The following is a 22,528-nucleotide window of genomic DNA, read 5'->3' as shown; positions in this document are numbered from 1 at the left end:
TCAGCTCGGCGTCGGCCCGTGTGACCCGTGCGGCCCGTGTGACCCGTGCGGCCCGTGTGACCCGTGCGGGAGGCGCAGCCGCTGCGTCAGTTCCGCCAGGACCCTGGGGCCGCTCTGGTCGCCGTGGACGAAGTAGTGGTCGCCGGGCAGGACCAGCAGTTCGAAAGCCCCGCCGGTCAGCGTCTGCCAGGCCCTCGCCTCCGCCTCGGACACCACCGGGTCGGCGGCGCCGTGGAAGGCCGTCACCGGCACGTCCAGCAAGGGCTCCGTCAGGTCGTGGCGGTAGCTCTCGACGATGCGGAGGTCCGCGTACCCGGCGCCGTCCAGGGCGACCTCCGCCATACCGGCCAGATCGTCGCCCAGTTCCTCGCGCAGCGCGTCGAGATAGCGTTCCGGCTCCGCGCGGCGCAGCCGCATCAGGTCCTCGTGGTCGGGCATGCCGGTGAAGCCCAGACTGCGGGTGGCCGACCGCAGCCGCGCGCCGAGCGGGTTCTCCCGCCCCGTCGGCGCGCTGAACGCGCTGACGAAGAGGTGACGCAGCGACTCCCCGTACTTGGGGCCGAGCCGGTGCGCCAGCCGGTAGGCGAGCAGGGCGCCCATGCTGTGTCCGTACAGGGCGAAGGGCCGGTCCGCGTAGGGCTCGACGGCCTGCGCGACGGCCTCCACCGCCTCCTCCACGGCATCGAGGGGGCGTTCGTCGCCTCGTTCCTCGCGGCCGGGCAGCTGTATCGGGCACACGTCGAGCCCGGAGTCCGCGGCGACCGCCCAGTCCCGGTACAGCGAGGCACCACGGCCGCCGTAGGGGAGGCAGAAGAGCCGTACGGCGCGGTCGTCGCGCGGGGTGGCCGGGAGCCACCGGGCGCTGTCCGTGTCGTAGGCGCGCCGGGGCGCGGTCGCGGTGTGCCCCTCGACGGACGCGGTGACCCGGTCCAGGATCTCGCCGAGGGTGGGTCCGGCGATGAGCAGGTCGGCCGGGAGATCGACCGCGGCCTCCGTCTGGACCAGCCGACGCAGCTCCAGGGCGGCGAGCGAGTCGAGACCGGCGTCCGCGAGGGATTCACCGAACGGGACGTCGTCGGGCGGCAGATGCAGCAGTTCCCCCACCATCCGCGCGAGCCGGGACCGCAGGGCGGCGTGACCGGCCGGGCCACGCCAGCGCGCACGGGTCGCGTCGGCCGCCGCGTCGGTGAGCGGGGCGTCCGGGGTGGGGCCACCGGCGCCGATGACCCGGATCTCGGTGGCGCGGGCCCAGCCGACCGTGCGGCCGTCCTCCGCGCACAGCACATGGTCGCCGACCAGGGTGTCGCGGGTGGCGGGTGCGGTCAGCCGTACGTGGCACCACAGGGGGCCGTCGGCGGGAGCGTCGAAACCGGCCTCGCCGAAGCCGGCCACCATGTAGAGGTCACGCTCGTGCAGGTCCCCCTCCGCGGCGAGCGCGTAGAGCGGGGCGCAGGCGTCCAGGACGCCCGGCGGCACCGGCAGTTCGGGAGCGGGCCGGCCGGGCCCGCCCTGCGTCTCGGCGGGTGACGGGGCGCGGAGCCGGGCCAGGACCTCGCCGTCGCCGAGCCACACCTCGGTGACCCACTCGACCGATGGGCCGTACGGGACTCCGCGCTCGCTGAGGCGGCGGTAGAACTCGGCGCCGTCGATGCGTACGGCGCAGCGCCTCATGATGTCCGCGCGCGTCTGCTCGGTGAGCGGCTCGGGGCCGAGCGGCTCGGGGCCGGTGGCAGGGTCCTGGCCGGTCGGCCCGGACCGCACCCGGCCTCCGGCGTGCCGACGCCAGAGGGCCGGTTCGCCGGCGGCGGAGGCAGGGTCGCCGGTGGCGGAGGCGGGGTCGCCGGTGGCGGAGGCGGGGTCGCCGGTGGCGGAGGCGGTGGTGGCGGTGGCGGTGGTCGGGTCCGGTGGGTCGACGGCCAGGCTGTGTACCGAGAACGTCGACCAGCCGTCGCCTTCGGGTGGGCCGACGACGAGGTGCAGGGCGCGTTCGCGGCTGCCGGAGAGCGTGAGCGCCTGCTCGAAGGTGACGCCGGACAGCCGCAGTCCGTCCCCGGCACGTGTCGCCGACGCGAGCATGTCCTGGTAGTAGCCGATGTGGACGACGCCCGCGGTGTCGGCGACCTCGGGCAGCAGCGCGCGGCTCACCAGGGCGGTGAACTGCCGCTGCTCCAGCGGCGAGGGCACCGTCCGCAGCCCCAGGGTGCCGACCGGTGCGCCGGTGCCGGGTGCCGCCGGGGTGTCCGGCCCGGCGGGTGTGGTGCCGTACGCGCGGCGCCGGAAGGTCTGGCCGGGGAGGTCGAGCCGGGCCCGGTCGTAGCCGTCGTCGAAGGCGGCCCAGTCGACGTCGTCGCCCGCCAGGTGGCGCTGGGCCAGGCTGTCGAGGAGTTCCCGCCAGATGTCGTGGCCGGGCAGTCGCCGTATGCCGTCCGAGTCGTCCTGTGCCGGTGTGCCGCCGATGTGGACCAGGGTGTCGTAGCCGTGCGGGGCGAGCGCTCCGGCCGCCGCCCGCGGGGAGGTGCCGGTCCCGGGCCGGGACCAGAACGCCGGGTCGGCGGCCTGGTCGGCGGTCACCTCGCCGGCCTGCGGGCCGTGCAGCAGACGCAGGGCCGGGGCCCGCCGGGGCAGGGTCGCGGCGGTGGGCGCGGCGGTGTACCGGGCGCCGAGCAGCAGGCCCGCGTCACGGCCGCCGAGGGCGTCGGCCAGCAGGCCGGCCGCGAGGTCGCCGGGAGCGTTCCCGCCGGCCACGGCGCCGGGTACGACGCCCCAGTCCGTGAGCGTACGCACCAGGGCGACCTGGCAGGCGACGGTCCGCACGTCGGCGGCGAGGCCGGTGCCGGGGCACCCGGGGGCGTCCGGTGCGGCGCCCGCCGCGGTGGCCAGCTCGGCGGCGCACGCGTCGTAGTGGGCACGGAAGCCGGGGTGGGTGGGGTGCAGGGCCGCGACGATGCGGTCCGCCCGGTCCGCGGTGGCGTCGAGCAGGAAGGCGACCGGTCGCGCGGGGGCTCGGTCGCGGGCGCCGACCGCGTCGGAGGCGGAGAGCCGCCTGCCGCCGCCGGACGCCTCACGGACCTCGCCCGCGGCGAGGCCGGCCAGCCGGGCGGTGAGGTCGCCGCGCGAGGCGGTCACGAAGGCGGCGCGGTGCGCGAAGTGCGCGCGGCGGGCGGTGGTGGTGTGGCAGACGTCCGCCAGCGGTGCGTCGGGGTGGCGGGCCAGCCAGTCGCCGAGGCGGGCGGCGGCGGCGCGCAGGCCCTCGGGGTCGCGGGCCGACAGGGCCAGCACGTGGGCGGGGCGCTCGGGGCCGCTCTCGCGGGCGGGCGTGGCCGGGGGTTCGGCGACGACGACGTGCACGTTGGTGCCGCTGAAGCCGAAGGAGCTGACGCCCGCGGTGCGCGGCCGGCCGTCGGGATGATCGGGCCAGGACGTCGTCCGGTCGTTGAGGACCACCGGCAGCCGCTCGACGCCGAGCCGCGGATTGGGGGTGCGCAGGTGCAGGTTGCCCGGGATCTCGCCGTGCCGCAGGGCGAGGACCGTTTTGATCAGGCCCGCCACTCCGGCCGCCGCCTCCAGGTGCCCGACATTGGACTTGACGGCACCGATGCGCAGCGGGGCCCCGGCCGGCCGGCCGGCGCACAGGACGTCGGCGGCGGCCCGCACCTCGATGGGGTCGCCCAGCGGGGTGCCCGTGCCGTGCGCCTCCAGGTAGTCGACGTCGTGCGGTGCGGTCCGGGCCGTCTTCAGGGCCTGGGTGATCAGTTCGCGCTGCGCCCTGCCGTTGGGGACGGTCAGACCGCTGGTGCGTCCGTCGTGGTTCACGGCCGATCCCCTGATGAGGGCGAGGACGGGGGCACGTACGGCCGCGGCGTCCCCGGCGCGCATGAGCGCGACCATGCCGCAGCCCTCCGCCCGCGCGTAGCCGTCGGCCGCGGCGTCGAAGACCTTGCAGTGCCCGTCCTCGGCCAGGGCCTCCATCCGGCTGAGGGCGACCATGACGGCGGGTGACATCATCGCGCTGACCCCGCCGGCCACGGCCGCCGTGCACTCGCCGCGGCGCAGGCTCTCGACCGCGAGGTGCACGGCGAGCAGCGACGAGGAGCACGCCGTGTCCACCGCGAGGGTGGGGCCGCGCAGCCCGAGGGTGTGCGCGACCCGGCCCGCGGCGACGCTGATCGCGGAGCCGGTGGCGGTGTACGGTCCGGTGTCCCGCAGGGGGCGGGGCCGCAGGGCGTTCTCGGAGCCGGAGATGCCGACGAAGACGCCGACCCGTTGTTCTGCCCGGGTGCCGGAGAGCAGGCCGGCGTGTTCGAGGGCCTGCCAGCTCGCCTCCAGCAGCAACCGGTGCTGCGGGTCCATCTCGTGGGCCTCGGCGTCCGTGACGCCGAAGAACGACGCGTCGAAGGCGTGCACGCCCTCGGCGAGGAAGCCGCCGCGTCGGGTGGAGGAGGTGCCGGGGGTGCTGCGGTTCGGCGAGTACCAGTGGTCGGCGGGCCAGCGGTCGGCGGGGACGTCCATGGTGCCGTCGCGGCCCGCGCGCAGCAGGTCCCAGAATCGGTCGGGGCTGTCCGCGCCGCCGGGGAAGCGGCAGCCCATGCCGACCACCGCGATGGGCTCCTCGGTCCGGGCGCGCAACTGCCCGACCTGCTCCCGCAGTGCGCGCACGGCGTCCAGGGAACGCCTCAGCAGGGCGTCATCGGTCATGGTGGTTCCTCTCCCCCAGTGTTGCGCCGGACGCCCCCGCGGCCGGCTCCGTCGCGGACGTCCGGCACAGGTGCTCGCACCGCACGTCTACAGCTCCAGTTCGGCCAGGAGGTGCTCCAGTTCGGCCGCCACCGCCGAGGCACCGTCCGCCGCCGGGACACCGTCCACCGCCGAGGCACCGTCCGCCTTCGGTTCCGGCCGGTCGGTGCGCGCCGAAGGTTCGCCCTGCTCGGGCGGTTCGGTGTGCTCGGGCGGTTCGATGCGCAACAGCCGTTCCAGCTTGGCCCGTTCGGCGTGTACGACCCCGAACTCGGGCCTCGCGTGCCGCAGTGCCGCGTCGAACGCGGCGACACCGACGGCGTTGTCCAGCGGGGTCAGGCCCAGCCTGCGGCGTACGAAGCCCTCGGTCGCCGCGTCGACCCGCATGCCGCCCTCGCGCCAGAACGGCCACACCAGGGCGATGCTCGCGCCGGACCGCTCCCCCGCGGCCCGCTTCTCCTCGCGGGCGCGGCTGAAGGCGTTCAGGAAACGGCTGGCGAAGGCGTAGTCGGCCTGGCCGGGATTGCCGGCGAGCGCGGCGAGTGAGGAGAACACCATGAAGACGTCGAGGTCGTCGTCGCGGGTCGCCTCGTCCAGGTGGACGGCTCCGTCGACCTTGCCCGCGAGCACGGTGTCGATCTCGTCGGCGGTCTTGTTCGGCAGCAGCCCGTCGCGCAGCACACCGGCGGAGTGGATGACGCCGTGCACGGCGCCCCACCGCTCCCGGGCGAGGGCGAGCAGCCGGTCCACGTCGGCCCGGTCGGCGACGTCGGCGCGTTCGTACCGGACGTCGCTGCCGAGCGCCCGGAGGTCCTCCAGGGCTGTCCTGCGGTCGTCGGTCAGCTCGGAGCGGCCGACGAGGAGCAGGTTGACGCGGGCCCGGCGGGCCAGGTGCCCGGCGAAGAGCAGGCCGAGTCCACCGGCTCCGCCCGTGATCACCCAGGTCGTGCCGGGGCGGACGGTGTCGGCGGCGGGTGCGAGCGGGTGGGCGGGCACCTCCCGGAGCCTGCGCGCCCAGCGCCCTTGGTCGTTGTGCCGGACCTCGGCCTCGGAGCGGGTCCCGGCGGCCAGTTCGGCGAGGCAGGCGGCGAGAAGCGCGTCCGCCGGATGGCCCCCCGCAGTGTCCGCAGTGTGCGCGGAGTGCACGGTCACGGCCTGCTGGACGAGGCGCGGGTTCTCGTGCTCGACGGAGCGGGCGAAGCCGCCGAAGGCTTCCGCGAGCGCGTCGGCCGGTCCACCGGTGGCGGTGTGCAGGCGGAGCAGGCGTACCGGCTGGTGCAGACCGCCCCGCAGCAGGGCCTGGCTGAGGTGGAACACCGACGTCAGCGCGGTGCGCGGATCGGTCCAGGCGTGCAGGACGGTGGCGGGAGGTGTGTCCAGGCCGGTGAGCAGGTCCGCGTGGTCATCGGGGGATCCGGCCCGGACCGTCCGCTCGGTGCCGGACGCCGTGTACCGCCCGCCGGGACGTACGCCGATCACCTCGGCGGCATTGCGGTGGTGCCGTCGGACGCGTTCGGTGAGGGATCCGTCGGTGTCGAAGACCAGGACCGGGCGGGTGAGCCAGTCGCCGGGCCCGAGGGGCGCGTCGGCCCGTTCCCAGCCGGCGGTGTAGTGGACGACCTGCGGTGCCGTGGCGCCGTCCGGGAGGGCGGTGGAAGTGGGTACGGCGGAAGTGGGTGCGGCCGGGTGGGGCTGGTCGAGTTCGAGCTGGTCCAGCAGATGGCCGGCGAGATCGTCGATGCAGGGGTAGTCGAAGACGACGCCGGCGTAGAGGACCAGCCCCAGCGACTCCTCCAGGAGGTTGCCGAGCCGGACGGCCATCACGGAGTCCAGGCCCAGTTCGAAGAAGCCGCGTTGCCGGTCCGGGGGGCTGTCCGGCGGGAACTGGAGCAGGACACCGAGTTCCCGCTGCATGTGGGTGGCCAGGGTGGTGTGCCGTTCGCTGCGGGGCACGGCGCCGAGCACGGCTCGCAGGTCCGTGTCGTCGGAGGCGTCGGCGCGCGGTTCGCTTACGGGGCCGGGATGTGCCGGGCCGGTGCCGCCGGTCGGCTCCAGCCAGTACCGCTCGGGGGAGAACGGGTACGTCGGCAGGGACGTCCGTCGTCCGCCGGTGGGCGTGGCCGCCCAGTCGGTGTCGGCGCCCTCGGCCCACCGGGCGGCGGTCTCCTCGGGCGTGGCGTCGGCAGGTACGGCCGGTACGGCCGGTGCGCTGCCCGAGCGGCCGGGACGGCGGCCGATGTGGACGCCTGCGGGAAGGTTCTGACCGTCGGCCACCCGCTCGAAGCCGTCGATCGCCTCGGCGAGGGTGCGGGCCGTGAACGCTGCCCGGTGCTCCATGGCCTCCCTGCCCCGCTGGAGCGTGTGCGCGACGTCGACCGGGCGGGCCGCGTCCTCGTCCCGCTCCACCGGGGTGCGTTGCTGGGAGCGCAGGAAGGTGGCCATGCGGGACGCGTAGGAGCGCAGGGTCTCGGGTGTGCGGGCGGACAGCGGGAACACCAGCGGACGGCCGGGGTCCACGGCGGCCGGTCGGGGCCTGGCCGGGGCTTCCTCCAGGACGAGGTGGACGTTGACGCCTCCCGCGCCGAACGAGCTGATCCCCGCCCGGCGCGGTGACTCCTCGCCACCGGGGGCGGACGGCCGGAGCCGGTCCCACGCGGCGGTCTCGCGCTGCACGCGGAACGGGGTGCTGTCGAGGTCGAGATGGGGGTTCAGGCCCGGCGAGTGGAGCAGCGAGGGCACGAGTGTGCCGTGCCGCATCTGGAGGACGACCTTCGTGACCTGGGCGATTCCGGCCGCCGCCTCGGCGTGGCCGATGAGCGACTTCACCGAGCCGATGGCGCACGGCGGACGTCCGCCGTGCCGGTGCGGGGCCGCGGCGTCCGCGTACGCCTCGGTGAGGCCCCGTACCTCGATGGGGTCGCCGAGGCTGGTGCCGGTGCCGTGTGCCTCGACGTAGCCGATGGTGCCGGCGTCCACGCGGGCGTCGCGCAGGGCGGCACGCACGAGTTCGGCCTGTGCGACCGGGTTGGGCACGCCGTAGCCGTAGGTGCGGCCGTCGCTGTTGACCGCCGAGCCCTTGATGACGGCGTGGATCCGGTCGCCGTCCGCCAAGGCCCGGTCGAGCGGCTTGAGCAGGACGGCGCCGACCGCTTCGGCGGGGACATAGCCGGTGCCTCCCTCGCCGAAGGCCCGGCAGCGGCCGTCCTCGGCGAGGAACCCGGCCTCGGCGAGCATGACGTACTTGCTGGGGTGCAGCGACAGGTTCACGCCGCCCGCGAGGGCGGTGGCGCACTCGCCGCGGCGGATCGCGGCGCAGGCCAGGTGGATCGCGTAGAGGGAGGAGGAGCAGGCGGTGTCGAGGGCGAGGCTGGGGCCGCCCAGGTTGAGCAGATGCGAGATCCGGTTGGCGACGGAGAAGGTCTGGGAGGTGACCATGCGCCAGACGCCCTGGTCCAGGTCGTTCCCGGCGAACATCTGGTAGTTGTTGTAGGTCACTCCCGCGAACACGCCCACGGAGGCGCGCCGGTCGCCGAGCCGGGGGTCCGCCAGGGAGGCCGGGGTGTATCCGGCGTCCTCCAGGGTCTCCCAGGCCGTGGTGAGGAAGAGCCGCTCCTGAGGGTCGAGGAGGCGGGCGTCGCGCGGCGAGATGTGGAAGAACTGCGCGTCGAACGCGTCGATGTCGTCCAGGAATCCGCCCCAGCGTGGCCACGCCTCGCCGAAGCGCTCCTGGGCCAGTTCCGCGTATCGCCGGTAGCCGGGCCGGTCGAGCGGTATCTCACCGACGCAGTCCCTGCCCTGGCGCAGGTTCTCCCAGAAGTCGGCCAGGGTCGGGGCGTGGGGGTAGCGGCCTCCGATCCCGATGACGGCGATGTCGGCGGGGCCGTCGTATGCCTCACCGGAGGCGGCGCGAAGGAGGGCCGGAGCCGGAGTCGGCGTGGGCGTCGGCGTCGGCGTCGGCGTCGGCGTCGGAGCGGGAGCGGGAGCGGCCGGTTCCGGCGGTGCGAGGGCCACGGCGGGCGATGGCGCCTCGGGCGACGTGGGGACCGTCGGAGGTGCGGACGTGCGGCGGACCCGTTCGGTCACATGGCGGGCCAGCGCGTCCAGGCTCTTGTACGTGAACAGCGTGGTGCTGTCGAAGGGTCCGTAGCGCTCCTCCAGGCGGCGGCGGAGCTTCTCCACGAGGAGTGAGTTGAGGCCGAGGTCCTCGAATCGGGCGGACGGATCGATCTCCTCCGGCCGCCACTTCAGTGTCTCGGCGAACAGGTGGACCAGGTGCGCGCGGATCCCTTCCGGCGAGACCGTGTCCGGGGGCGCGGCCGGTGCCGCGGCGCCGGCCGCTTCCACCGCCGGACGCGGGTGGCCCTGGGGCGCGAGGTCCTGCGGACGGCAGTGCCGGCGTTCGAACGGGTAGGTCGGCAGCGGTGTCCGGCGCACCGGGCGGTCGCCGCGCAGCACCGTCCAGTCGAGGTCGGCGCCCGCGGCCCACAGCCGGGCGAGGGCGCCGGTCTTCCCCGCGGCGACGAGGGCGGCGAGGTGGGCCGCGCCCTCGGGGCCGTCGAGCAGGGCGCGGGACAGCTCGGCGGTGCCGCCGGCGTGCCCGGTGTACCAGGTGTCGCCCTGCTCCTCGCCGCCCAGGAAGCGGACCAGCGCGTCGTACAGGTCGTCGGCGTCGGCCGCGACCACGGCGAGCCGTGCCTGCATCGGCTCCCGGCCGAGCTGGAGGGTGTCGGCCAGCGCGGTCAGGGCGAAGTCCGGGGTCCCGTCGGCGGGAGCGTGCCGGTCGAGGTGGCGGGCCAGGTCCCGGGCGTATTCCCGCAGTACGTCGGGGGTGCGGGCGGACAGCGGGACGAGGAGCGGGCCGGGGGCCGGGGCGGGGGCCGCCCGGTCGGTGACGTACTCCTCCAGGACGACGTGGGCGTTGGTGCCGCCGAAGCCGAAGGAGCTGACTCCGCAGCGGCGCGGGAGCGCGGTGCCGTCCGCGGCGGTCGGCGTCTCCCAGGTCGTGTCGTGGTCACCGATGCGGAACGGGCTGCCGTCCAGGCGGATGTACGGATTGAGGGCTTCGAAGTGGCGCAGGGCGGGGAGCCGGCGGTAGCGCAGGGCCTGCACCATGGTGACCAGTCCGGCGAGCCCGGCTGCCGCCTCCAGGTGGCCGACGGCGGTCTTCACCGAGCCCAGGGAGCAGTGCGGCTCGGCGGGCGCGGGGTGCCCCCAGTCACGGTAGAGGCGGGTGAACGCCTGCTTGAGGCCCTCGATCTCGATGGGGTCGCCGAGGCTGGTGCCGGTGCCGTGGGTCTCGATGTGGGTCGCGGTGGCCGGGTCGAGCCGCGCGGCCCGCCAGGCGCCGACGATGACGTCGGCCTGGGCGTCGGGGCTGGGTGCGGTGAGTGAGGCGCTGCGGCCCGAGTGGCCCACGGCGCTGCCCCGGATCACGGCGTGGATGTGGTCGCCGTCGGCCTCGGCGGCGGCCAGCGGTTTGAGGACCACCGCGACCACGCCCTCGCCGCGGACGTAGCCGTTCGCGGACCGGTCGAAGGTCTTGCAGCGCCCGTCCGGTGCGAGCATCCCGGCGAGGCCGAAGCATTCGAACGGGGTGGGGCTGAGGAGGAGGTTCACGCCGCCCGCGACGGCCAGGTCGCACTCGCCGGAGCGCAGACTGCGCACCGCGCGGTGGACGGCGACCAGGGAGGAGGAGCAGGCGGTGTCGACGGCCTCGCTGGGGCCGCGCAGATCGAGCTGGTACGACACCCGGTTGGGCAGCACGGAGTGGGCGAGGCCGGTGGCGGTGTGCGCCTGGGGTCCTGCGGCGCTGTGGCTCAGCACCTCCAGGTAGTCCATGGAACTGAGGCCGACGAACAGTCCCGTGGGGCTGCCGGCCAGGTCGCCGGGGCGTCGTCCGGAGTCCTCGATGGCCTTCCACACGGTCTGGAGGAACAACCGCTGGTGCGGATCCATCAGTTCCGCTTCCTGCGGTGCGATGCCGAAGAAGGAGCAGTCGAAGGTGTCGACCTCGTCGAGGAAGGCTCCGTGGGCGCCGCGCGCCCGCTCCGGTCCCGCCCAGTCGCTCCAGCGGTCGCCCGGTACGCCGCCGACGAGTTCGTCTCCTGCGGTCAGCCGCTGCCAGAACTGCTCAAGGTCCCCGGCGCCGGGCAGGACCGCGCTGACACCGACGACGGCGACGGCGTACGGGGCCTCGTCCTCGGCACCCCGGCCGGCCGAAGTGCCCGGCCCGGCGGACACCGCCGCACGTGCGCCGCCACGCTCCGTGTCGTCGTCCCCGGGGTCGCCGTCCCCCGCGTCGCCGTCCCGCGTGTCGTCGTGCCGCGCGTCGGCGTGTTCCGTGTCGGCGTGTTCCGTGTCCGGATGGCGGGCCTTCACCAGGTCGTGGTGCTCCGTCAGCAGGTGGTCCGCGAAAGCCTCCAGCGTGAAGTGCTCGAAGAACACGGAAGGGGTGAGGTCCATCCCGTAGTCCCGCCGCAGCCGTTCGGCGAACTCGATCAGCCGGATCGAGTCGAGACCGAGGGTGCTCAGCTCCGCCCCGGGCCGCACGGCGGACGGCTCGACCTTCAGCACCTCGGCGACCGTGCGGCGCAGGTCGCGCAGCAGCGCTTCGCGCAGCGGCTTCCGCGGGGTGCCGGTGGGACCGGCGGTCGCATGCTGCCGCTCGGGCCGCCGCAGGCGCAGCTCCCCGTCCCTCGGTGGCGCGACTGTCTCGTCGGGCTGCGGGGCGGGCCGCTCCGCGTCGCGCCGGGTCGCCTGGATCAGACCGCGCAGGGCCCGGCCCGGACCAAGGGGTTCGATGTCGGTGACGCCCTGGGCAAGGAGGTGGCGCACGGTGTCCGTCCACCGCACGGGGTGGTCGAGCTGGCTGATCAGCGCGCCGGCGACGTCGTCGTCGTAGGGACGCGCGGTCACGTTGGAGATCACGGGGAGGGCGGGCGACCGCAGGGTGAAGGTCCGCACGTGGTCGGCGAACTCGTCGCGCAGGTCGGACATGTACGGCGAGTGGAAGGCCCCGCTGACCCGCAGCACCGTGTAGAGGCCCGCGCCGGCGTCCTCGAAGGCGGAGCGCGCGCGCTCGACGTCCTCGCGGGGGCCGGCGACCACGATCTGGGTGGGGTTGTTGTAGTTGGCGATCGACAGGTTCCCCAGACCCGGTGCGCCGAGGACCTCCTCGACCTGCTCGGCCGTCAGGCCCACCACGGCGGCCATGCCTCCGTCGGCCACCCTCGCCATCAGTTCGCCGCGTTTGGCCACCAGGCGCAGCCCGGTGGCGAAGTCGAAGACACCCGCCGCGTGCAGCGCGTTGTACTCGCCGAGGCTGTGCCCGGCGACGAAGTCGGGCTCGGGCCCGCCGTCCCGGCGATGTGCCAGCAGGCTCAGCGCGTTCACGACGTACAGGGCAGGCTGTGTGAACTCGGTGGCCTGGAGCAGTCCGTCGGTGTTCTCACGGCAGAGTTCCTCGACGGAATAGCCGAGGATCTCGTCGGCCTCCGCCACCGGTTCCGGGAAGGCGGCGAAGAGCTGCGCACCCATGCCTTTGTGCTGCGAACCCTGGCCGGGAAAAACGAGCGCGAACACGGCGTGTTGTTCCTTAGGTTGCGTGGGGAATACCGATCCGAACTCTTTCGGCTGCGGATTCCAAAGAATGTCCGGCAAATGTGAGCCGCTCCATCATGACCGGAGCGACTAAGGACGCACTTGCGGTCCACTAAAGCCGCGATCCGTCAATTGCCGTGCTTGACTTACCTGTCGCATTCTGCTCATCATATGCTCGTATTGGCCATGTTATTTTCAGCCGCTCTGCGGTAGTCAATTCGGGGGTAGGAAATGTCAGTTGCCGTCTCGGCCGAGGATGTACACGCGGACCGCAGGGGATTTGAACCCGAGGAGCGTCCGGGACCCGCGTCCCTGGCCTCCGCCGGCACGATCGGCGCCGCCCTGCTGGAGATCGCCGACCAGGATCCCGACCGCCCGCTGGCCTACGTCGAGGGGTCCGGTGCGCCGGTGCGGCTCACCGCGTCCGAACTCACCGAGCTGGCAGCGGCGGCGGCGACCACCCTGGCCGAGCACGGGGTACGCCCCGGTGACCGGGTCGGGCTCTGCATGGACACCGGCGTCGACGCCTACGCGGCGCTGCACGGCTGCTTCTTGCTGGGCGCCGTCCCCTTCGTGTGCGAGCCGCCCCTGGCGACCATGCGCCGGCAGCGCTGGGAGGACCGGCTGCGGCTGCTGATCAGCCGCGCGGAGCCCCGTGCCCTGGTGGCGTCACCGGAGTTCCGGGACGCCGTGTCGGCGCCGTGCGCCCAGGCGGGTGTGACGATCGTGGAGCCGCCGTTCGAAGGCGGTCTGGTGCCGGGCTCGGTGCGGGCGCGCCCCGGTGATCTCGCGCTGATCCAGTTCACCTCCGGCACCACGGGCGACAGCCGGGGCGTGACCCTGACCCACGAGGCGGTCTTCGCCAACGCCGCCGCGATCGGTGACCGTGGCTACCGCGCGGGCGATCTGGTCGTCAGCTGGCTGCCGCTCCACCACGACATGGGACTGATCGGTCTGAGCATCGCCCCGCTGCTGCACGGGCTGCCGGTGGCCAGTATGCCGCCGCTGTCCTTCGCGCTGCGTCCCGAGCGGTGGCTGTGGGCGATGCACCGCTACCGGGGCACCTTCACCTCGGCGCCGAACTTCGCCTACCGCCTGTGCGCGACGAACGTGCCCGACGCCAAGCTCGAAGGGCTGGACCTCAGCAGCTGGCGGTTCGCGGGCAACGGCGCCGAGGTGGTACAGACCGCCACACTGCGGGCGTTCGCCGAGCGTATGGCTCCCTACGGCTACCGGGAGCGGGCGATGACGCCGTGCTACGGCATGGCGGAGATCACCCTGGCGGCGACCATGTGTGTGGCGGGCGACCCGCTGATCACACTGCCCGTGCGCCGGGACCGGCTGGCCGCCGACGGCAAGGTCGTGGAGGCCGCGCCGGACGACCCCGAGCGCCAGGAACTGGTGTCGTCGGGCAGTGCGCTGAAGGAGATCGAGATCCGGGTGGTGGACGCGGCGGGCTCGGACCTGCCGGACCGCCGCCAGGGGACGATCCTGCTGCGCTGCCCCTCCATGATGTCGGGCTACTACCGCCAGCCCGAGGAGACCGCGAAGGTTCTCGACAACGGCTGGCTGGACACCGGCGACCAGGGGTTCTTGGACAACGGCCAGGTGTACGTCACCGGCCGGATCAAGGACGTGGTGATCATCGCGGGGTCCAACTACCACCCGTACGCCTTCGAAGCGGCGGCTGCCACGGTCGACGGGCTGCGCGCGGACGCGGTGGCCGCCGTGGGCTGCCCGGACCCCGAGCGCAGCACCGAGGCGCTGGTCCTGGTGGTGGAGTCCCGCAGCCACGCCGACGCCGAGCGGGTGGCCGAGATACGCGAGGCGGTGATCGCCGCGGTCTCCGCGGAGACGGGACTGCGTCCGGCACGGGTCGAGGTGGTGCCCCGGGGCGCCCTGCCCAAGACGCCGAGCGGCAAGCTGCAACGGCGCCAGGTGGTGGACGCGTTGGTCAAGGGAACCCTTCCCGGGCGCCGTTGAGCGGACGCGGTGCCTCCCGGCCGGGACGGGTGCGATGCCGTCACAGCCGGGACGGGTGCGATGCCGTCCCGGCCGGGACGGGTGCCGTCACAGTCGGGACGGACACTGTCACAGCCGGGACGGGCGCTGTCACGGCAGGGGCGGCGGTGTGCCCAGCCGGCCCAGAAGCATGGCGTCGGCGTACGGCCCGTAGAGGTCCACGACTCCGTCCAGGTCCATGTCGGCCAGCGGGCCGATGGGTACCACGTAGCGGCCGGTGACCAGCCCGACGAGCAGGGACGCCACGAGTACGGCCCGCAGTTCGGGGTCGGGGGCCGGGATCCGGCGGGCGATGGGCATCAGCAACTCCCCGCCGGCGACCTCCCGGAACAGCTGCGACGCCTCGGGGTGTTCCATCGCGGAGCGGAACACCACGAGGAGCGAGGAGCGTGCCGCGGCGTCCTCCCAGCGGGTCAGGAACCCCCGCACCAGGCGGCTGCCGGGCCCGCCCGGCGTGCCATCGGGACCGCCCCGCATGCCGTCGGGACCGTCGTCGCCCTGGGGTTCGTCCAGGAGTTCGGGCAGCGCGGGGAGCAGTTCCTCGGCGCGCATCGCCTCGCGGATCACCAGGGAGAAGACCTTCTCCTTGCTGCCGTAGTGGTACATCACCAGGGCCGGGTCCACGCCCGCGCGTTCCGCGATGGCCCGGATCGTGGTACCGCGGTAGCCGTGCCGCGCGAACAGCTCGACCGCCGCGAGCCGGATCAGCTCGCGGCGATTCTCCAGTGCCGCGTCGGGGCCGTGGGGCTCGGCCGCCATCAGGCCGTCCGCGGGTCGCCGGCGCTCACCGCGGAGGCGGGCAGGATGACCACCACCGGGCGGAACGGCCGGAACCGCTCCACCACCAGCACCAGGATCCACGAGACGGCCGCCCACAGCGCCAGGGTGAGCAGCGGGCCGCCGGCCGCGTTGCCGTCGAAGTAGAGGACCCGACGCAGCAGCGAGACGGTGCTGCCCATGGGCAGGTACTCCGAGACGGCCGCGTAGAAGGCGGGCTGGAAGTGCGGGTCGACCACACCACCGGACGACGAGACTCCGAGCGGCAGCACCAGCAGCGCGCCCACCACGATGCCGAGCGCGCGCAGCACCGCCTGACAGGCCGCCACCACACCGACGACGGTCAGCGAAAGCAGGATCGCGATCCCCAGCAGCTCCGCGAAGTGCCCCGTGAGGGCACCGGTGACCGGCCCCGCGAGCAGGGCGCCGATCAGTCCGGCGACCACCGCGTACGCGACGGAGGCCAGTCGGCGGGCCGAGGCCCGTTCGCCGCCCGCCGCCAGGCTCAGGCCCACCTGGAAGAGGAGTCCGCCCACGGACAGGGCGACACACAGCAGCACTGCGCTGACCCCCCGGGAGTCCCGCTCGGGCAAGGGCGCGACGTCCTGCACCTTGGGCGGGGTGCCCAGTTCGTCGGTCAGCCGCTCGTAGGCCGCGGTCGCCGCCCGGGTCGGCGCGTCGCCCGCCGCGCTCGCGGTGAGCAGCGCGGGCGCGCCCTGCGACCCTATGACGATGGCGCCCAGGACCTCCTGGTCGCGCAGCGCGTCCCGGGCCGCCGTCTCGTCGGCGTACTCGGTCACGTCGAAGGCGCCCGGTGCGCCCGCCTCCAGTTGCTGGCCGAGGCGCTCGACGGCCGCGGGCGGCCCTGCCACGCCGAGCGGCAGGTCGTGCGGGGCGGGGCTGCGCAGGCCGGGGATCATCAGCCCGGCGAATGCGATGACCAGGAAGAGCCCGAGCAGCGAAGGGCCTAACAGCACACGGTAGTTGGGGGGACGGCGGGGTGTGGCCGACGGTTCGGGCGGCGCTGTACCGGCGGTCGGCCCGGCAGCCGGAGAAGTCACGATCTGCTCCCAGTTGCTGACAAACAGGATGATTCCACTCAACAGTTGTTGAGGACCCAGTCTGGCGTGGGCCGTGCGGTCGCCACAACTCCCCCTGTGGGTGTTTTTTTGGCCCTCTTTTAGACGGGGGCGCGAACCTGGCCTGAACGGGGGCGCGAACTGGCCTGACGTGACAGGTGGCCCCACTACGCCTCGGGAGGCTCTCGCCATGACGAACTTCGAAATGCTGCTGGTCGGTGGCCCGTCCGCCATTCCGGACGCGGAGCGCGTCCAGGTGTCCCCGTCGCTGACGGAGAAGTTCAAGTACCGGTTCGGAGCCCACTACGAACACTTCGTGCACGAAGGGGAGTTCAGCGTCCACGGCGACAAGCGGCTGCCCGTCTACCGGTGGTCGAGGCGTACCGCCATCGCCGAGTGAGTACGGACGGCCTCACCGTACGACGTCGACGAGATGCGGCACGACCCGGGTCAGCCGCAGCACTCCCCACAGGACGAGCAGCGCGCCGACCGCCTCGGGCAGCAGCCACCAGCCGGTGCGGATCGCCTCGCCGAACAGGACGACACCCAGCGTCAGACTGACCGCGGCGTCACCGAGGGTCAGCGCGGGCTGGGAGGCGACCAGGGGGCCGGCCTGGAGCGCGTTGTCGAGCAGGAACAGCGAGACGATACCGACGAGGGCGAAGCCGTAGGTCTGCCAGGTGGTGAGGAAGGCGGTCAGTCCGGCGTCGGCGAGTCGCCCCGTGGCCGATTTCATCAGTGCCGCGGTGAGCGCGTTGCCGATCGCGGCGCCCGCGGCCAGGGTCGCGGCCCGGAACAGCGGTGAGGACGAGGACCGGAAGAGCAGCACGGCCAGGGCCATCGCCCCGAGGGTGAGGATCAGCACGGGCGTCCACCGCAGCATGGACGCCTGCTCCTGGGTGCCGGAGGGGGCCGCCGAGCCGAGCAGCACGGCGAGTCCGGCCACCATCGCGGCCACCGCCCACCAGCCGTCGGCGTCGAGCCGTCGATGCATCAGCGGGACCGCGATCAGCAGGGCGAAGGGCAGCTCCAGGATGAAGAGCGGCTGGACCAGCGCCATCGGGCCGTTGACCAGGGCGAGTGCCTGGAACACCGCGGCGGCGGCGACCCCGGCGATCCCCACGGCCCAGGCGGGCCGCCGGACCAGCGCGAACATCAGCCGCACCCCGCCGGCCCGGGACACGGTGGCCGCGGCCTTGCGCTGGAACGCCGTACCGGCCGCGTTGCTCATGGCACCCAGCACGGCGAAGAGGACGGCCAGCCCGATCATGATCCCACCATGCCCTGCGCGTTCCGGCCACCGTGACCGGCGGGCGGTGGGTCCGGCGAGGAATCACCGAGTGGCGCATTCCGGACGCTGAATTGACTGACATTGAATGACATTGACTGACCGTGAATTCCCTTTTCAAAACAGGATTTCCGGAGATGACAACGGTCACCAATGCAGCCTTTGCCCTATACATCGATCCATGCTTCTCTTCCGTGGACGGGTCAGCAGCACGGGCGGAATGGAATGGGGAGGGGCACAGTCATGGGCTCTCATCACCACGGACATGGCCACAGCCACGGCACAGGCGGTCATGCCGGGGGCCGTCACCGATGGCGGCTCGCGGTGTCGTTCGGGCTGGTGGGCTCGTACTTCGTGGTCGAGTTGGTGTACGGGCTGATCTCGGGTTCCCTCGCGCTGCTCTCGGACGCCGGGCACATGGCCGCCGATGTGGTGGCGCTGGGCGCGGCCCTGGTGGCGACCCGGATCGCCACCCGCGTCGACCTGACGGGCCGCCGCACCTACGGCTCGTACCGGGCGGAGGTGTTCGCCTCGCTGCTGTCGGTGCTGCTGATGCTGGGCGTCGCCGTGTATGTGGTGTTCGAGGCGGTCGGCCGTATCGGCGAGGACGCGGAGGTGGCCTCGGGGCCGATGCTGATCGTCGGCGGCATCGGACTGGCCGTCAATCTGGTCGCCCTGCTCCTGCTGCGGTCCGGGGCGTCAGAGAGCCTGAATGTGAAGGGCGCCTATCTGGAGGTGGTGGCCGACACCGCGGGTTCCGTCGGGGTGATCCTGGCCGGCTGGCTGGTGATGGCGACCGGGCAGCCCGTGTGGGACACCGCGGTGGCCCTCGCCATCGGCCTCTTCGTCGCGGTGCGGGCGGTCGGTCTGGGCCGGGAGGTGTTCGCGGTCCTCGGGCAGCAGGCGCCCGCCGGGATGGACCCGGGCACCGTCGCCGACGACCTGGCCGCGGTCCCCGGGGTGCAGGACGTGCACGACCTGCATCTGTGGACCCTGACCTCCGGGATGAACGTCGCCACGGCCCATCTGGTCACCGCCGACCAGGCCGACGGCCACTCCGTGCTGGACCGGGCCCGTGACGTCCTCCAGGACCGCCACGGTGTGGCCCATGCCACCCTCCAGGTCGAACCCGCCGATCACGTCGGCTGCGACAAGGTCGGCTGGTAGCCCCGCGCAGCCTCCTCGCCCGGCCGGGAGAGCGGCACCTCACTGAAGGTCAGTGCCCCATGCCCGGCATATCCGACATGCCGGGCTCCTCACTGATATCGGTGCCTTCCTCCACGTCGATCTCGGCCGTGCCGCCGCCCGGCCCCGGCGCGACCGGGTCGACGGCGGCTCCGATGCCGTACGCCACCGCGAAGACGGCGGCGAGCAGCAGCAGGAACCCGCCGATCCGCGAGGGCATGTGTGCGCGCCGATTCCGCTGCTCTTCCATGATGCGGCCTCCCGGTCGGTATCCCCCTTCAGAAGTCGCGACCGGTGGCTCCCGAGTTCCCGGCCCCCGGGCCGGGTCAGTCCTCCCGGGCCGGGTCAGTCCTCCCGCAGCGGGTTCGGCATCGGCCGGTACCGGGCGTCGGCCCCGTCCGCCCCGGTCCACCGCAGCAGCAGATTGGTCTTGGCGGGCAGGCTGGGCGCGCTGAGCAGCGCGTCGGCCTCCGGCAGCTTGGAGCGCCGTAGCTCGGCGCGGACCGCCGGCCACGGGTCGAGCCCCGGGTGGCGGTCGGCCAGTGCCCCCGCCATCTCCACGAGGTTGTTGACCGCGAGGCAGTAGACGAGCCGCTCCCATCCGGCGGCCCGCCCCACGTCCGTGAGCAGTTTCACTCCCTCGGCGTCCCGGTACAGCGCGCGCACCGGAGTCCCGTCGGCCGCACACGCGACCAGGGTGTTCTGGAGGTGGGCCTCGATGACGACGCCGTGGGTGTCGAAGGCGGTGAGCGCGGGCGGCACCACCTGGGCGAGATACGCCTCCCACCAGCGGGCCGGATCGGCGGCGCGGTCGAGCGGGCTGCCCGCGAAGCCCTCCACGAGTCCGGCGGCGAGACACGCGCTCGTGCCGGACGGCAGCCGCTCGCTCAGCCCCTCCCGCACCAGCACCGCCAGTTCCTCGAAGGCGAAGTCGGCGGTGCGGTAGCCGAGGTCGCTCAGCCAGCCACCGGCCCCGCCCGCCCCGTCCGCGGCGGCGAGGGCGCGGGTGGCGGCGGCGTCGGTCCGGCGGAGTTTCAGCAGGTCGTGCCGCCACAGCCGCCGGATGTCGTTGGTGATCCGGACGTCCAGGCTGAACTTCAGGAACAGATCGGGGTCGGGGACGTGCACCGTGCGGATCGCGGCCGTCGGCCGGACCGGGAAGGGTGTGGTGCCCAGCCGGACGAGCCGCCCGTCGGCGAAGGCGGGGGCGAGCGCGGCGGCGACCAGGTCGAGCTGCCAGGGGTGGGCGGGCAGCAGCCGGTAGCCGGGCGGGGCGGTGCCGAGGGCGTCCAGGGCGGAGGTGTCGCCGTCCTCGGCCACGGCGTCCTCGCGCAGCCCGAGCAGCACCAGCGGGAAGCGGGCGTACGCCTCCGGGGCGTAGGGCAGCCAGCGGGTGGCGGGTCCGCCGCCGCGCGCCTTCGGCGCCGGGTGGTACGGATGCCCGGTGAGCAGGCATTGTTCGGAGCGCAGATACGGGTCCGCCGGGGGCGTGGTCCGGGCGCGGGCGGCCAGCAGCGCGGCGACCACGTCCCGGCTGTCGCCCATCTCGGCGGGCAGTTCGTGATTGGCCACTCCGGTGTGCCGGGTCAGCTCGTCGGCGACCAGTCCGACCAGCGCCGTGTGCCCGAGCCGCACCCAGGCCCCGTCGACCAGCACCTCGGGCTCCACGGGCCGCCGGACACCACGGACCCGCAGCAGCCGACCACTGGCGGCAAGCCGATGAACCCGCCGCTCCGCCGGGTCGGCCGCCCCCTCCGCTTCCCCCTCCCCCTCCGCTTCCGCTTCCGGGAAGGGCTCGGCCACCTCCCGCAGCAGACAGTTCAGCAGCGGCGCGAGCGCGTACGCGTCGGCGCGGGTCGTGGCGGCTGCGCCGGTGGGTGGGGGGATGAGATCCACGCGGTCCACTCGTTCCCTACGGTTCATTCGGGCGGGTGCGATCAGTATCCCTCTGTCGTCACTGGTCATGTCAGCCCCGCCCGTACCGCCCCCCACCCGGAGGAGACCCCCCGTGCATCCACTCTCAGCAGCCGAGACCGAGGTCGCCGGTGAGCTGGCCGCCCTCCGTCCGGACCTCGTGGCCGGGTTCGAGGCCGGGCTGCCCGGCGCCCGCGCGGCCGTGCTGACCCGGCTGTGGCGCGCGCTGGCGCACGAGCCGCTGCCCTGGATCGAGCGCGCCCGCGACGAGCACGCGGACGGGGTCACGCTCCGTCTCACCGACGGCCGCCGTCTGCACGGCCCCACCCCCGACCCGTACGCGACGGATGCGTACGTCCAGGTCGTGCGCCTGGACCGCACGGCGTACGAGGATCCCGCCCGGCTGCTGACCGATCTCGCCGTGCCGCACGGGGACGGGTTCGCGGCGGAGATCGCGCACAGCGTGGCCTCCCTCGCCCTCTCCCGGGCCGCCGCTCCCCCGCCCGACCCCGAGGTGTGGCCGTCCCGGGACTGGGAGTGGGAGCAGCGGGTGGTGGACGGGCATCCGTACCATCCCAACTGCCGGGCCCGGCCCGGTTTCTCGGTCGCCGAGCAGTTCGCGTACGCCCCCGAGCACCGGCCGCTGGTCCGGCTCGGTCTGCTGCCCGTGCCGGGGGACGCCTGTCTGGTCGCGGGTGACTGGCCGGACGGGTTGCGGGACGGGAGCCGGCTGCTGGTCCCGGTGCACCCCTGGCAGTCGGCGCATGTTCTCAAGCGGCCCCACGACCGGGAGTCCCCCGCCCATCCGCTGATGTCCCTGCGGACCCTGGCGCTGCCCGGCGGGCCGCATGTCAAGACGGCGTTGAGCGCCCGGCTCACGTCGTCCGTGCGGGACATCTCGGTGCCGTCGGTGACCTCGTCGGCGGTGCTGTCGGCGTTCGCGGAGCGGCTGGCCGAGCGGACGGACGGGCTGCTGCACATCACCCGCACCCTGGGCGCGGTGACGGACGGAACGCCCGAACTGGCGGCGGTGCTGCGGGAGTCGCCGGAGGTGTACGCGGGTCAGGGCGAGCGGGTGGTGCCGGTGGCGGCGCTGACCACCACCGCGCTGCCCGGGTCGTCCGCCTGGCTGGAGCGGTTCGCCCGCCTCGCGCTCACCGTCGGTCTGCGGCTGCTGGACCTCGGGGTGGCTCTGGAGGCGCACGGCCAGAACCTCCTGGTCGTGCTGGACTCCAGCGGCGCCCCGCTGCGCCTCGTCTACCGCGACCTCGCCGACATCAGGATCAGCCCGGCCCGGCTCGCCCGGCACGGGATCGCGGTGCCGGAGGAGTTGCCCGCGCGGATCCGGACGGACGACCAGGACGCCCTGCGCCGCAAGCTGTTCGGCTCCCTGGTGGCGGGCACGCTGGCGGCGACGGCGGGTTCGGGGCCCGTACTGGGGTCGACGCTGGAGGCCGTGGTGGGGGATCTGGCGCCCACCGCGGATCTCGACGCGCTGCGCCGGGGCCCCATTCCGGCGAAGGCGCTGACCTGGATGCGGCTGACGCCGGACCGGGCGGGCGACCTCTGGGTGGAGCTGCCCCGGCCACCACGGTGAGGAACCCCCGCCCCGCCACCGCCACCGCCACCGCCTCAGCTCCGACGTGCGGACCGGCGCCGGGTACGGTCGTCACTCGTGGAGCGCTGTGCCCGGCCCTGTGCCCTGTGCCCTGTGCTGTACCCGGGCCTGTGCCCGGCCCTGTGCCGTGCGTCGGCACAGGCCCGGATCGTCGCGGCCGTGCGGACGGCGGCCCGGCCGGGGAGCACGAAGGACCGGGGCTGCCGCGGCTGGGCGTCGGCGCGCGTTCCGCGACCCTTCGGCCCGCGCCCTCCGGCCGAGGCGGCTCCCACCGGCCTTCCGCGCGGGGGAGGCCGGAGGGTGCTGCCCCTG

Annotated in this window: 11 protein-coding genes; 4 read left to right on the top strand and 7 right to left on the bottom strand. The window is 74.0% G+C overall.

What is annotated here, in order from left to right:
- Both ACIQNG_RS12455 and fabD read right to left on the bottom strand, forming a co-directional pair.
- Nucleotides 1–4,695 carry a beta-ketoacyl synthase N-terminal-like domain-containing protein gene (locus ACIQNG_RS12455; RefSeq protein ID WP_401484423.1) on the bottom strand — a complete coding sequence of 1,565 codons (4,695 nt, stop codon included), beginning with the start codon at nt 4,693–4,695 and terminating at the stop codon, nt 1–3.
- A gap of 87 nt (nt 4,696–4,782) precedes the next feature.
- Nucleotides 4,783–12,315: an ACP S-malonyltransferase gene (gene fabD / locus ACIQNG_RS12450; protein ID WP_401484421.1), complete on the bottom strand. Its 7,533-nt coding sequence runs from the start codon at nt 12,313–12,315 to the stop codon at nt 4,783–4,785.
- A gap of 249 nt (nt 12,316–12,564) precedes the next feature.
- Between fabD and ACIQNG_RS12445 the strand changes: the two genes are divergently transcribed.
- On the top strand, nt 12,565–14,316 hold the full coding sequence (locus ACIQNG_RS12445; RefSeq protein WP_401484418.1) for an AMP-binding protein: 1,752 nt from the start codon (nt 12,565–12,567) through the stop codon (nt 14,314–14,316).
- Nucleotides 14,317–14,445: 129 nt separating this feature from the next.
- Here ACIQNG_RS12445 and ACIQNG_RS12440 read toward each other — a convergent pair whose 3' ends face one another.
- Both ACIQNG_RS12440 and ACIQNG_RS12435 read right to left on the bottom strand, forming a co-directional pair.
- The gene (locus ACIQNG_RS12440) at nt 14,446–15,114 is read right to left on the bottom strand and encodes a TetR family transcriptional regulator (RefSeq protein ID WP_401484416.1); all 669 of its coding nucleotides are present in this window, start codon (nt 15,112–15,114) and stop codon (nt 14,446–14,448) included.
- On the bottom strand, nt 15,114–16,109 hold the full coding sequence (locus tag ACIQNG_RS12435; RefSeq protein ID WP_401484415.1) for a hypothetical protein: 996 nt from the start codon (nt 16,107–16,109) through the stop codon (nt 15,114–15,116). The genes ACIQNG_RS12440 and ACIQNG_RS12435 overlap by 1 nt, the downstream gene beginning before the upstream one ends.
- A gap of 292 nt (nt 16,110–16,401) precedes the next feature.
- Here ACIQNG_RS12435 and ACIQNG_RS12430 point away from each other — a divergent pair, with 292 nt between their 5' ends.
- Nucleotides 16,402–16,611, top strand: coding sequence for a DUF5988 family protein (locus ACIQNG_RS12430; RefSeq protein WP_401426323.1), 210 nt, complete (start codon nt 16,402–16,404; stop codon nt 16,609–16,611).
- 12 nt (nt 16,612–16,623) lie between these two features.
- On the opposite strand, the gene ACIQNG_RS12425 is transcribed toward ACIQNG_RS12430, so the two are convergent.
- Nucleotides 16,624–17,481, bottom strand: a complete 858-nt coding sequence (locus tag ACIQNG_RS12425) for a DMT family transporter (RefSeq protein WP_401426321.1) — start codon at nt 17,479–17,481, stop codon at nt 16,624–16,626.
- Nucleotides 17,482–17,823: 342 nt separating this feature from the next.
- Here ACIQNG_RS12425 and ACIQNG_RS12420 point away from each other — a divergent pair, with 342 nt between their 5' ends.
- On the top strand, nt 17,824–18,666 hold the full coding sequence (locus ACIQNG_RS12420; RefSeq protein WP_401484412.1) for a cation diffusion facilitator family transporter: 843 nt from the start codon (nt 17,824–17,826) through the stop codon (nt 18,664–18,666).
- Nucleotides 18,667–18,715: 49 nt separating this feature from the next.
- Here the strand turns inward: ACIQNG_RS12420 and ACIQNG_RS12415 are convergent, their stop codons facing one another.
- Both ACIQNG_RS12415 and ACIQNG_RS12410 read right to left on the bottom strand, forming a co-directional pair.
- Nucleotides 18,716–18,934 carry a hypothetical protein gene (locus ACIQNG_RS12415; RefSeq protein WP_401484410.1) on the bottom strand — a complete coding sequence of 73 codons (219 nt, stop codon included), beginning with the start codon at nt 18,932–18,934 and terminating at the stop codon, nt 18,716–18,718.
- Between the two features lie 95 nt (nt 18,935–19,029).
- Entirely contained in the window at nt 19,030–20,607 is a 1,578-nt protein-coding gene (locus tag ACIQNG_RS12410; protein WP_401484408.1) for an IucA/IucC family protein, read from the bottom strand.
- 85 nt (nt 20,608–20,692) lie between these two features.
- On the opposite strand from ACIQNG_RS12410, the gene ACIQNG_RS12405 reads away from it, so the two are divergent.
- Nucleotides 20,693–22,195: an IucA/IucC family protein gene (locus ACIQNG_RS12405; protein ID WP_401484407.1), complete on the top strand. Its 1,503-nt coding sequence runs from the start codon at nt 20,693–20,695 to the stop codon at nt 22,193–22,195.
- Nucleotides 22,196–22,528 lie beyond the last annotated feature (333 nt).

This window comes from Streptomyces sp. NPDC091377 (genome assembly GCF_044757045.1).
Lineage (GTDB): Bacteria > Actinomycetota > Actinomycetes > Streptomycetales > Streptomycetaceae > Streptomyces.
The sequence above is the reverse complement of the archived record's forward strand: the minus strand, read 5'-3'. Positions and strand labels throughout refer to the sequence as shown.

Bases quoted from the DNA above. Each gene is read 5' to 3' on its own strand.
- ACIQNG_RS12455 (WP_401484423.1), bottom strand. From the start codon at position 4,695: ATGACCGATGACGCCCTGCTGAGGCGTTCCCTGGACGCCGTGCGCGCA.
- ACIQNG_RS12445 (WP_401484418.1), top strand. From the start codon at position 12,565: ATGTCAGTTGCCGTCTCGGCCGAGGATGTACACGCGGACCGCAGGGGA.
- ACIQNG_RS12440 (WP_401484416.1), bottom strand. From the start codon at position 15,114: ATGGCGGCCGAGCCCCACGGCCCCGACGCGGCACTGGAGAATCGCCGC.
- ACIQNG_RS12430 (WP_401426323.1), top strand. From the start codon at position 16,402: ATGACGAACTTCGAAATGCTGCTGGTCGGTGGCCCGTCCGCCATTCCG.
- ACIQNG_RS12425 (WP_401426321.1), bottom strand. From the start codon at position 17,481: ATGATCGGGCTGGCCGTCCTCTTCGCCGTGCTGGGTGCCATGAGCAAC.
- ACIQNG_RS12415 (WP_401484410.1), bottom strand. From the start codon at position 18,934: ATGGAAGAGCAGCGGAATCGGCGCGCACACATGCCCTCGCGGATCGGC.
- ACIQNG_RS12410 (WP_401484408.1), bottom strand. From the start codon at position 20,607: ATGAACCGTAGGGAACGAGTGGACCGCGTGGATCTCATCCCCCCACCC.